Source organism: Streptomyces sp. NPDC058773, from assembly GCF_042746015.1.
Taxonomy (GTDB): Bacteria; Actinomycetota; Actinomycetes; order Streptomycetales; family Streptomycetaceae; genus Streptomyces.
Genome location: NZ_JBHYPE010000061.1, coordinates 27853 through 38834, shown reverse-complemented (window position 1 = coordinate 38834; position 10982 = coordinate 27853). Strand labels below are relative to the sequence as shown.

8 protein-coding genes are annotated in these 10982 nt (G+C 70.3%); 2 read left to right on the top strand and 6 right to left on the bottom strand.

Going from position 1 to position 10982, the window contains the following annotated elements:
- Positions 1 to 264: 264 nt before the first annotated feature.
- Entirely contained in the window at positions 265 to 783 is a 519-nt protein-coding gene (locus ACFW5B_RS32365) for a GNAT family N-acetyltransferase (protein WP_386447619.1), read from the top strand.
- Positions 784 to 933: 150 nt separating this feature from the next.
- On the opposite strand, the gene pulA is transcribed toward ACFW5B_RS32365, so the two are convergent.
- From pulA to ACFW5B_RS32345, 4 genes are all read right to left on the bottom strand, one after another.
- Positions 934 to 3576 carry a pullulanase-type alpha-1,6-glucosidase gene (gene pulA, locus ACFW5B_RS32360; protein WP_386447616.1) on the bottom strand — a complete coding sequence of 881 codons (2643 nt, stop codon included), beginning with the start codon at positions 3574 to 3576 and terminating at the stop codon, positions 934 to 936.
- Between the two features lie 277 nt (positions 3577 to 3853).
- On the bottom strand, positions 3854 to 4792 hold the full coding sequence (locus ACFW5B_RS32355) for a phosphotransferase (protein WP_386447613.1): 939 nt from the start codon (positions 4790 to 4792) through the stop codon (positions 3854 to 3856).
- A 5-nt stretch (positions 4793 to 4797) separates the two neighbouring features.
- Entirely contained in the window at positions 4798 to 7458 is a 2661-nt protein-coding gene (locus ACFW5B_RS32350) for an ATP/GTP-binding protein (RefSeq protein ID WP_386447610.1), read from the bottom strand.
- A 212-nt stretch (positions 7459 to 7670) separates the two neighbouring features.
- Positions 7671 to 8024 carry a hypothetical protein gene (locus ACFW5B_RS32345; protein WP_386447607.1) on the bottom strand — a complete coding sequence of 118 codons (354 nt, stop codon included), beginning with the start codon at positions 8022 to 8024 and terminating at the stop codon, positions 7671 to 7673.
- A 251-nt stretch (positions 8025 to 8275) separates the two neighbouring features.
- Here ACFW5B_RS32345 and ACFW5B_RS32340 point away from each other — a divergent pair, with 251 nt between their 5' ends.
- On the top strand, positions 8276 to 9910 hold the full coding sequence (locus ACFW5B_RS32340) for a serine/threonine-protein kinase (RefSeq protein WP_386447604.1): 1635 nt from the start codon (positions 8276 to 8278) through the stop codon (positions 9908 to 9910).
- A gap of 102 nt (positions 9911 to 10012) precedes the next feature.
- Here the strand turns inward: ACFW5B_RS32340 and ACFW5B_RS32335 are convergent, their stop codons facing one another.
- Together ACFW5B_RS32335 and ACFW5B_RS32330 are read right to left on the bottom strand one after the other, a co-directional pair.
- Entirely contained in the window at positions 10013 to 10369 is a 357-nt protein-coding gene (locus ACFW5B_RS32335) for a hypothetical protein (RefSeq protein WP_386447601.1), read from the bottom strand.
- A gap of 194 nt (positions 10370 to 10563) precedes the next feature.
- A partial coding sequence (locus ACFW5B_RS32330; RefSeq protein ID WP_386447599.1) for a substrate-binding domain-containing protein occupies positions 10564 to 10982 on the bottom strand: 419 nt, incomplete at its 5' end.

Below are 10982 nucleotides of genomic sequence, written 5' to 3'. Positions count from 1 at the left end.
CCCCCACCCGCGCAGGCCCGTCACCGCACCCAACAGCCCCGCGCAGCGGACCCCGCCCGCCGCAGGCGCAACGGCGAGCAACCACCACGGCGGGCAAGACAAAAACGCGGGCCGAGGCACAGCGCAGCGGACCGGCCCGCCGCAGGCGCAACGGCGAGGGCACCGCAAAGCGGGCCACAAACGCCGAGCAACCACCACGGCGGGAAAGCCGAAAACGCGGGAAGCCAGCAAAGCGCAGCCGAAACCGTGGGCCAAAATCGACCTATGAACGCGATGACGCTTCGGCTCGCCAACGACAGCGACGACCTGACCGCCCTGGTCGAGCTATACGACCAGGCGGCCCGCTGGATGCTGGCGTCCGGTATCGACCAATGGCGGCCCGGCGACAAGGACGAGGCGCACTTCCGGCGGCGGCACAAGGACGGCGAGGTCTGGATGGCGGAGGCTGACGGCCGGGCCGTCGGAGCGTTCGAGCTGTGGTGGGAGGACGAACCGGCCTGGGGACCGCAGCCACCGGAGGCGGGCTATGTGCACCGGCTGATGGTGGACCGGGAGCGCGCACCGGCCGGCACCGGGCGGGCGTTGCTGGCGCATGCCGAGCGGCGGATAGCCGGGGCCGGGCGGGCCTGGGCCCGGCTGGACTGCGTGTCCTCCAACCCTCGGCTGCGCACCTATTACGAGGGTGCCGGCTACACCGTCGTCGGGGAGCAGCCCTTCAAGGAGGGCAAGAACGGGAGCCGGTACGGCGTCACCCTCCTCGAAAAGCGGCTCGGCGACGCCTGACCGGAATCCGGGGGCCCGCCCGCCGCCAGGCGCTACGGCGGGGAATCCGCAAGCGTCCCCCGAGCCACGGCCCCGCGCAGCGGACCCCCCGCCCGCCGCAGGCGAAACGGCGAGCCACGACCACGGCGGGGAGGCCGACAACGTGGGAGGTCACCGGCTCCGCCGGAACACCGCCACCGTGCGGCCCGGAACCGTGAACGTGCCGGACCCGGAGGCGTACGACGCCCTCGCGGTGACGCGGTCCGCACCGCCGGCCTGCACGGGATGCAGGGCATAACGCTCGCCCGCGAGGCCGGGGACGGTCTGCCGCTGCCGGTCCGGGGTGGCGTTGAAGACGACGACGAGGTCGTCGAGGCGCATGGTGAGCACGCCGGGGGTCTCGTCCTTCCCGGACAGCGGGAAGGACAGAGCCGACTGGACCCGGTCGGCGGTCGGCAGGCCGAAGGCCGGCTCCGTGGCGTGGATGCGGAGCAGGTCGCGGTAGGCGGCGGAGGTGCCGCGGACCGTGGCGCAGCCGGGACGGAGCGCGGGGTCGGCCAGCAGGGGCCGGGCGTAGGGCCACTTGTCCTTGTTGTCGGCGGCCGGCGGCAGCCCGCGGCCGAAGCCGTTGCCGTCGGCGCAGTTCCAGTGCAGGGCGTTGAACCAGTCGCCGCTGTCGAAGGAATTGCGGTCCAGGGACTTGGAACGCAGCAGGTCGGAGCCGGCCTGGGAGAGTGCGGGCCCTTGGGAGAGGGCCGCGGTGGCGAGTGCCAGGACCTGCATCCGGCCGCGGTCGGCGGCTCCGGTGTGCGGCGGGAGTTTGTAGGCGAGCGCGTCGTAGAGGGTCTCGTTGTCGTGGGCGTCGGCGTAGGCGAGCGCGTCACCGGGGGCGGCGGCGTAGCCGGCCGGCGCGCCGTTGTAGTCGACCTGGGAGCCCTTGACGCGGTGGCCGGTGGTGTCGGTGAACGTGTAGTCGGCGAGGTTGCCGGTGAGGCCGACCTTGAGGAGATCCTGGTAGTGGAGGAGCCGGGCGCGCTGCTCGGCCGGAGTGCCGTTGCCGGGCGATGAGTTGGGGTCGGTGGCGAGGCCGGAGGCGAAGCCCTGGACGCGGGGGTCGGCGTCGAAGGGGCCGCCGCCGCGCACCGCGTCCCGGGCCCGGTCGTTGAAGGTGGCGATGCCGGTGCCGGCCATGTTCCGCTGGGTGGCCTGGACGAAGCGGGCGTCGTTCGCGGCCTCGCCGAAGTTCCAGCCCTCGCCGTAGAGGATGATCTTCTTGCCGTCGACGCCGTCCTTCTGCGGGGTCAGCGCGTCGAGGGCCTTCCGGACGGCCAGGATGTTGGCCTTGGGGTGGTGGCCCATGAGGTCGAAGCGGAAGCCGTCGACCTTGTACTTCCTGGCCCAGGTGACGACCGAGTCGACGACGAGCTTGCCCATCATGAGGTGCTCGGGCGCGGTGCCGGAACAGCAGGTGGAGGTCGCCACCCCGCCGTCGTCGAGCAGCCGTTGGTAGTAGCCGGGGACGATGCGGTCCAGTACGGAGCGCGGGTCCTGGCCGCTCGCGGGGGTGTGGTTGTAGACCACGTCCATGACGGTACGCAGCCCGGCGCCGTTGAGGCCCTGGACCATGCGGCGGAACTCCACGGTCCGGGCCGTGCCGTCCGGGTCGGAGGCGTAGGACCCTTCCGGGACGGTGTAGTGCAGCGGGTCGTAGCCCCAGTTGTACGCGTCGCGGGCGGCGGTCTTCCCGACGCAGTCCTGCTGACGGTCGGAGTCGGGGGCGTACGAGACGAGGTCGCAGCCGGGACGGGTCTGGTCGGCGCGCCGCTCGGGTGCGGTGGCGAAGTCGAAGGCGGGCAGCAGATGGACGTAGGAGGTGCCGGACCGGGCGAGGGAGCGCAGGTGCCGCATCCCGTCCGAGCGCCGGTCGGTGAAGGCGAGGTACTGGCCGGGGTGGCGGGAGGTGCGGTCCTCGACGGAGAAGTCGCGGAGGTGCAGCTCCTGGATACGAGCCCGGCGCAGCGGCACCGCGGCGGGCTTCGCCAGCCGTGACCAGCCGTCCGGGGCGAGCCGCGGATCGTCGAGGTCGGTGACGAGGCTGCGGGCCGAATCGGCGGTCAGGGCGGTGGAGTAGGGGTCGGTGACCTTGTTGGTGACGGTCTTGCCGACGGTGGGCGCGTAGACCGTGACCAGGTAGCGGTACGGCTTCCCGGCCCAGTCACGCTGTCCTTGGACGCGCCAGACGCCGCTGCGGTCATCGCGCCGCATCGGGACCGTACGGCCGTCGAGCTCCAGGGCGACGGTGCGGGCGGTGGGCGCCCATACGGAGAGGGTGGGCCGGCCGTGGTGGAAGACCGGCCCCAGCGCGGAGCGTTGGGCACGAGCCCCGTAGAGGTCGTCCAGGACGCCGGGTATCTGGACGCCGGTGGTGGTGCGCCGCCCGTCCGCCGCGCGCTGAGCGGCCATGAGCTTTCCGCGCAGCGCGGTACCGGCCAGGTGGCGGTCGCGGGGGTCGACGGTGAAGGCCGGGTACCCCGTCAGATGCGGATAGGCGGCCCGCTCGGCCGAACTGAGACTGCCCGGCGCCAGCCGTATGTGCGCACCGCGACCCCCGAACTCCAGCCGGGCGGAGCTGCGTTCCGCCCCCTTCCAGACAACGGTGTCCCGGTCGATCCACTGGGCCAGCGCCTTGTCCGGCGGGGACGACGCCGCCTGCGCCATCTGCTGCGGCGACGAGACCAGCAGCGCCGCCGCACCGAGAACCATGACCAGAGCACCGGCCGAACACCGGTGGAACCGGCGGAGAGTGGAAGACATGGCTCATGGTTCTATCTACACCATCCCCGCCATGCAAGACCTTACGCAAGACCTTGCAAGGGTGTTACGTTCCCGCAGTAGCCGGTCCGGCCGACCGGAGGCTCCTAACGGACGGGGTCTACGCGCCCGGTCGGCCGGGTCGGTATCCAGAGGCGGGACCGTGCACTGAGTTCGGAACGTGTTCTGACGCCACATCGGCGGCAGGAGGGGGAGCTGTTCAGCGAGGAATTCACCTTGCCGGCCAGCAACTCGCCTGTGAGGGATTCACCTCACTCCCTCACAAATGGCCGGGACGAGTCGCAGCCGCCACGGATTCCACAAACTTGATCATTTTCAAGTGGTAGGTGCTCTTGCTCGGGTCGGGAAAGCGGACATGGTGCCGGTAGTAGCGGTGGAAGGCGATGATGCACGCCGCGTGCTCGATCTCCAGAGGCAAGGCGGCTGCGTCCTCCTCCGACAGGGGCGCGACTTCCTGATATCCCGCCACCAGGGAACACAGCCGTTCGGGCACCAGGACGTCATCCTCCTGCGCCAGCCCGACCGCCGCCATTCCGAGGTCCAGAAGGGGATCGTCGAGCGAGATCGTTTCCCAGTCCAGTACGGACAGCACCCCGTTTCCACGCACGATCACGTTGTCGGCGAAAAGGTCCCCGTGCGCGATCTTCCGAGATCGCTCGCTTTCCGCTTCGGCGCTGCGAACCCGCGTCAGGCAAGCGGTGAGCCATTCCCCGAACTCCCGGTCAGCGAAATCCGGAATCGCATCCAGCTGCTCGGGCGAGAGTCGGCGCGTGCCGACGGGAAGGTCATCGAGCCCTTCCGACTCCAGTGCCAGGGAATGCAGTTGCGCCAGGATGCGCCCGGCCTCGGGCAGCAGAGGAACGGGAAGCGGCTCCAGTACCTCCCCCGGGATCCACTTCTTCAGGATGACCGGACGGCCGTCGAGGCTGGTGATCAGCGCCCCATCAAGGGCGGGTACCACCTCGGTGGTCGGCACTCCCAAGCGATGGACGGCCTGCGTGTGTGTCGCCAGACGCTGGGCGCTGGCGGTGTCGTGGTTGTCGAGGATGGTCAGGGTGAAGTCGCCGGAAGCACTCGACAGGTGAAAACTGGAATTCGCTGCGCCGCCCTTGAGGGGTTGCAGCTGCGGCTCCCGCAGCCCGTAGTGCTCGGACACGGCGGGCAGGTCGATCTCGTCCAGCTTGGTATATGTGGCCACCCTGCTCAGGCTCCTCTGTGTGCGGCGGTTTCCCGGCGCCGATCATCGACAATTGCAATCCAGCGTGACTGCACCCGAATTCGCTCGTCCATCCACGCGGCACGCGGCAGACCCTCGGGCGGATCCTCCCCCGCCATCAGGTACGACAGCTCGGCCAAGTAGGCGAATTCCTCTCCCCGTACGCACCCGTGCAGCCGTTCGCGTGCCTCGGTCAGGAGCGCCGGCCTGCCGAGGACCGCGGCGTGGAGGCAGACCGCGAAGCGCACATACGCGATGGACGATGTCAGTCCCGCCTCACGGGCCTCCGCGACGATTTCCTCTGCGCGGCTGGGCAGGTCGCTGCTGACACCGGCATCCCGTACGAGCAATGCGATCTTCGTCTGCAGCTCCGCCCACCGGATCGATACCGCCCCCAGGGCGTCCTGCGCCCGTTCGATCTCCTCCCCGGCTCGTGGGCGGTCCCGGAACGCGGCGGCGAAGGCCAGACAGGCCTGCGACAACGCGGCCTCGCCCTGCTGGCCGAGCCGCAGCGCCTCGTCGCGGTTGACCGCGTACGAGGAACACGCGAGCGCCATGTCCCCCTGGGTCCACCAAAGATCGCCGAGCGCCCGGTCGCGGCGGCCCTCCACGCCCAAGGCCTCAGCCGCGGCATGCACTTCGGGGAACCTCCCCACCCGGCGCGCAAGGTGCACCAGGCCACGGGCGGCCGTGGGGGCCAGCCGTCCCCCGGCGTCGACGACCTGCCGCATCCCGGCCAGCGAACTCGCGAAGTTCCCGAGATCACGGTCGCACTCCGCAAGGAAGTACCGCGGCAGCTCCAACAGCGCATCGGGCAGCATCCCGGATGCCAGCACCGCGCGCAGTTGCTCAGCGGTTTCACCCCGGTGACGCCGCTGCCGCCGGGCGATCGCGGACAGCGCGACGGCCAGGGCGTCCGCCGCGCTGCCGATCCGGGCGCCACGGCTCTGGCCCGCTGCAGGCGGAGGCAGTTCGATGGGCTCCCACACGAAGTCGGCGACGTAGCGGAACGCCGCGTCCTCCAGCCAACCGAGCTCCAGGCCGTAGTCGCGGGCGATCGTCAACCCCTGCCGCAAGGCGGCGACCAGACGCCTTCGGTCCCCGTCCACCTCGTGTTCCAGGGCGTCGACGGTGCGTTGAGCGGCCCGCCGCCAGTCCGCCGGGCTCCAGCGGTCCTCGCTGGTCGAGTCCGCGTCCCGCACGGCATCGCGTACGAGATTGTGCAGCCGGTAGGGCCATGGGGCGCCGGGATCCAGGTCCACGAAGGGACGCTCGACCAATTCCAGTGCGGGGGCGTCATGGTCGAGGCCAGCGGCGGCCGCGGCCAGCTCGACGGAGAAAGAATCGAGCAGGCTCACCGCTCTCAGGACCTGGCGCACGCTCGGCGTGAGGTCCCGGAAGGTCCGGGCGACGAGCGCCGGGAAGTCCAGATTGAACTCATTCGCCATCGGTGCGCGCCCGTTCTTGCGGTACATGTCCAGAAACCGCATCACCGCGAGATCCAGGTACAGCGGCAGTCCGTGCGAGTTGGCGGTGATCAGGTGTCGCGCGCTGTCGTCCATCAGCGGCCGGCTGCCGACGGTCAGCCGCTCGCACAGATACCTCTCGCAGTCCTCCGCGGAGAGGTAGCCGACGGTGTGCTGGCGCGGTTCCTGCGTGGCGCCGCCGACGAGCAGCGGCCAGGAGTCCGGTCCCGCCCAGTCCAGCTGACCTTCGAGTCTGGCATCGTCCCACTGCAGACGGTTGCGGCCGGTGATGACGAAGAGCGCATTCGGCATCAGCCACACCACGCGCTGGATCAGCCGCTCGAGGTCGCGGTGCACGCGGTCCCCGACGTCCTCGAACGTGTCCAGGAGGACGACGAGTGTCGCCCGGCGCTTGGCCGGAACCCTGCTGAGGTCCCAGGCGAGCAGATGCGCGTAGTAGCTGAGCGCCTCCAGGTCCGGTTCGGCTTCGAGCAGGTCCGCCAGACGACGGCACTCGGCGAGCGCGCGGACCTGGTGACGCCGGTCCCGCAGCGCACGGACGAGTGACCGGAGCCCCTTCCCTGCGAGCACGCCCGCGGTCCCGGGCAAGGACACCGCCTGCGCGACGTCTGACAGCGCGGACTGCATCTGCCCGGACAGGGAGCGCGCCCCCGGGAACCGGCTGAACCAGGTACGGCGCCGCAGATACTCCTCCAGCGGCTCCCCGGGGTGGTTGCGCTCCCAGTAGCGCTGGAACGCAAGGTCGAATGCCGGCATCGGCTCCCCCAGCTCGGCCACCGCGAGCCGCAGGGCGAGCATCAGGGTTTCGAAGTCGCTGCCGGAGTCACGGGACAGGTCGACGCGTACCGGCGCCACCCGCCCCAGCCGGGGGTCCAGCGGCGGCCAGTCGGCGCCGCGTGCCTCGCCGTCCACGAGGTGTTCGGCGACACCGCGCGACAGCGTGGACTTGCCGATGCCGCCGACCCCGTAGAAGACGAGCACGTTACGCCGTGGCGCCTCCAGGTCCTCGACATCGAACCCGGTCCCGCGCGCCCCTTCCGTATGACGAACGAGGCTCTCGACCACCGTGGCCCACTCGTCCCGTCGGTCGGCGAAGTAGTCAACGGCTTTCAGCTCACGATCGTTCGACCGGAATAACGCACGAAGATCCGACCTGGACACCTGGGAACCCTCCGACTGAACGCCTCGAAAGCGCCAGCCCAGCAGTTCGCTTGATGGGCCGTCAAGCAGTGGTCACTCTTCGGACGGAGACTGGCCAGGTGCTTACCGCGGTTAAGCCATACCGGCTCACTCTGATCCAGACGGTGACCATCGGACGAACGCGATGCTGATGGCCGGGGGCCGCGCCGGAACGGTGCCCCCGGCCCCCACTGTCACCCGATCTTGACGTACCTGACGGAAACGAACGGCCACCAGGTGCCGCTGGCCGCCGAGGTTTCCCCTGGTGCGACGGCCGAGCCGTCTCCCTGGCAGTTGTCCGTGGTGTACCAGGTCACCTTCTTGTCGGTGTGATTGGTGATGGCCTTGTAGCCCCGCGAGCCCGTCGGGGAACTCTTGGCGAGCTTGTAGCAGGCGCCGTCCTTGGGGTTGGCCAGGGTCCGCTCGCCGTTGCCGGAGAATTCCAGGGTGCCGGTGGCGGCGTTCGCGGTGCCCGTGCCCAGGAGCAGAAGGGAAGCGGCCATGGCGCCCATGGCCAGCGTGTGTCCCGCGTTCTTGCGCATCTTCACGTCGTTCTCTTCCTTCCGGAATGACAGCTCGTCCGGGAAGAGACGCTAGGCAATGGGGTTATTTTTCACCTACCGGTGGCTGTTCGCCGGATATCGGTACCAGGGTGGAGGCAACGGAATTGCGGGCCCCGGGGCATCCCCGTTCCGGACCGGCCGGGCACAGGCCGACGATTCCTCAGTGACCGGTCGCGGCCGTCACAAGTCCCCACCCCAGTGGCACGCGGGTCGTCGCTGGGGATAAAGATGAGCCCATGAACGACAACGGGGGAACCGCACAGGGTCCGCACGATCCCACGAGCTATCGGCTGCGACCGCCGCAGTCTGCGCACGCGCCGGTCACGGAGCACGTGCAGGCTCCGGCCACACAGGCTTCGGCGCCGCCGTCCGATCCGGGTGCGGGCCGGCTCGTGGCGGGCCGCTACCGGCTGCTGAGCAGGCTCGGGCACGGCGGCATGGGCACCGTATGGCGTGCCCGGGACGAGGTCATGGACCGCGAGGTCGCCGTCAAGGAGTCCCGTATTCCTGACCACCTGCCGGAGCGGGAGCGGGCCGGTGTCTTCGAACGGATGCGGCGGGAGGCGCGGGCCGCGGCCCGTCTCGATCATCCCGCGGTGGTGAACGTCCATGACGTCGCGGTCGAGGAGGGGCAGCCGTGGATCGTCATGGAGTTCGTCCAGGGGCGCTCCCTCGGCGACGCGCTCCAGGAGGGCACGCTCAGCGCGCGCGACGCCGCGCGGATCGGGCTGGAGGTGCTGGGCGCGCTGGAGGCCGCGCACGCCGCCGGGATCCTGCACCGCGACGTGAAGCCGGACAACGTCATGCTCGGACGTCACGACCGCGTCATCCTCACCGACTTCGGCATCGCCCAGATCGAGGGCGAGACCAAGCTGACCGAGACCGGCGGGTTCGTCGGCTCACCCGAATTCATCGCTCCCGAGCGCGTGTTGGGGCAGCAGCCCGGCAGCGCCTCCGACCTGTGGTCACTCGGCGTCGTCCTGTACGCGGCGACGGAAGGCGTCTCGCCGTTCCGCCGCACCAACACCCCCGCCACGCTGCAGGCCGTGCTGAACTCCGCCCCGGTCGCCCCGACCGCGGCCGGCGACGGCCCGCTGACCGAGGCCATCCAGGGTCTGCTGCAGAAGGATCCGGCGCACCGGCCGAGCGCGGCGCAGGTGCGCGAACTGCTCGAACGGGCGGTGCAGCCGCCGCCCCCGGTCGTACGGGTCAGTGGGCCTGAGGCCGGTAAGGGTGTCCGCCTCGGCCGCAAGACCCTCATCGGGGTCGCCGCGGGAGTCGTGGCGCTGGCCGGGGCGGCCTGTCTGGTCGTCGCGGATCCGTTCGCCGGGCCGCTGCCCGAGGGGTGGAGGGTGCGCCAGGAGGCGGCACCGCTGCACGCGGACGTCGCGGTGCCCGTCGGCTACCTGCGGATCCCGGACGACGGGGACCCCTCCGTGATCACGTACAAGGATCCCAGCGGAGCGGTGACGGTCGAGCTGACCCGGTGGGACCACGTGCGGCAGAAGAGCGATATCTCGGGGACCGCCGACGCCCAGGCGTTCAAGGACTCGGACGCGATCAAGGAGGGCTCCTTCTCGGGGTCGGGGATCTCGATGTCCTCGGACACCAAGGCCCGCAGCAGCACGGACTCCAATGTCATGTACCAGGAACGCGATGCCGCCCTGAACACCGTCACCTACGGCACCAGCGGCTCCGGCGTGGACATCGACGGGGACGTCCCGCGCGAGGCCAAGGCGTTCTACTACCGGACCCACGCCGGTGACATGTACCGGCTGTGGGTGGACTATCCGGGCAAGGGCGACGTCACCGACCGCGGCCGCGAGGTCGCCCGGATCGCGATCGCCAACCTCGGCATCGCACAGCCCTGAGACGGTTCCGCGCCGGCCGGCCCGGAGGACCGTGGCTGGCGCCACTGGGGGCTGTCACGGGGTTGGCCCGGGGCCACGCCGCACGCGGCCCCGGCCTGCACGTCAGCCGATCTTGACGTACCGGATGGAGACCAGCGGCCACCAGGTGGAGCTCGCCTCCGAGGTCTTTCCGGGTTCGACGGCCGAGCCGTCTCCCTTGCAGTCGTCCGCGGTGTACCAGGTCACCTTCTTGTTGGTGTGATTGGTGATCGTCTTGTAGCCCAGCGACTCCCACGGCCCCGTCTTCTTGGCGAGCTTGTAGCAAGCCCCGTCCGTGGGGTTGGTCAGCGTCCGCTCACCGTTCCCGGAGAACTCCAGCGTGCCGGTCGCGGCGTTCGCGGCACCCGTTCCCAGGATCAGAAGGGAAGCGGCCATGGCGCCCATGGCCAGCGTGCGTCCCGCGTTCCTGCGCATCTTCACGTCGTTCTCTTCCTTCCGGAATGACAACTCGTACGGAAAGGGACGCTAGGTGTCGAGGTTATGTTTCACCTATCGGCCGGTGTCCGTCCGTTATCGGTACCAGGCCGGAGGAAAGCGGAATTGCGGACCCTGGGCCTCCGTATGTCTGCCGGTCCCGGTCCACTCCCCGGCTCGGGCCGTTCCCGGCCCCCGGATCACGCCCGCACCACCCCCGTCGACCCCCGCACCACCAGCTCCGGCCGGAAGACGAACTCCGTGCGCTGTGGTGGGGCCTGGCGGCCCTGGGCGCGTTCGTGGATCTCCTCGATCAGCGCCCCCACCGCCGCCGTCGCCATCGCCTGTACCGGCTGGCGCACCGTGGTCAGCGGCGGATCGGTGAAGGCGATGAGCTGGGAGTCGTCGAAACCGACGACCGAGACATCAACCGGGACGTCGAGGCCGCGCTGGCGTGCCGCCCGCACCACGCCCAACGCCATCAGGTCGCTGCCGCAGACGACGCCGGTGCAGCCCTCGTCGAGCAGTGCCGCGGCTGCCGCGTGGCCGCCCTCGACGCTGAACAGGGTGTGCTGGACGCGTCGTTCGGCCTGCCCCCTCGACAGGCCGAAGCGCTCCG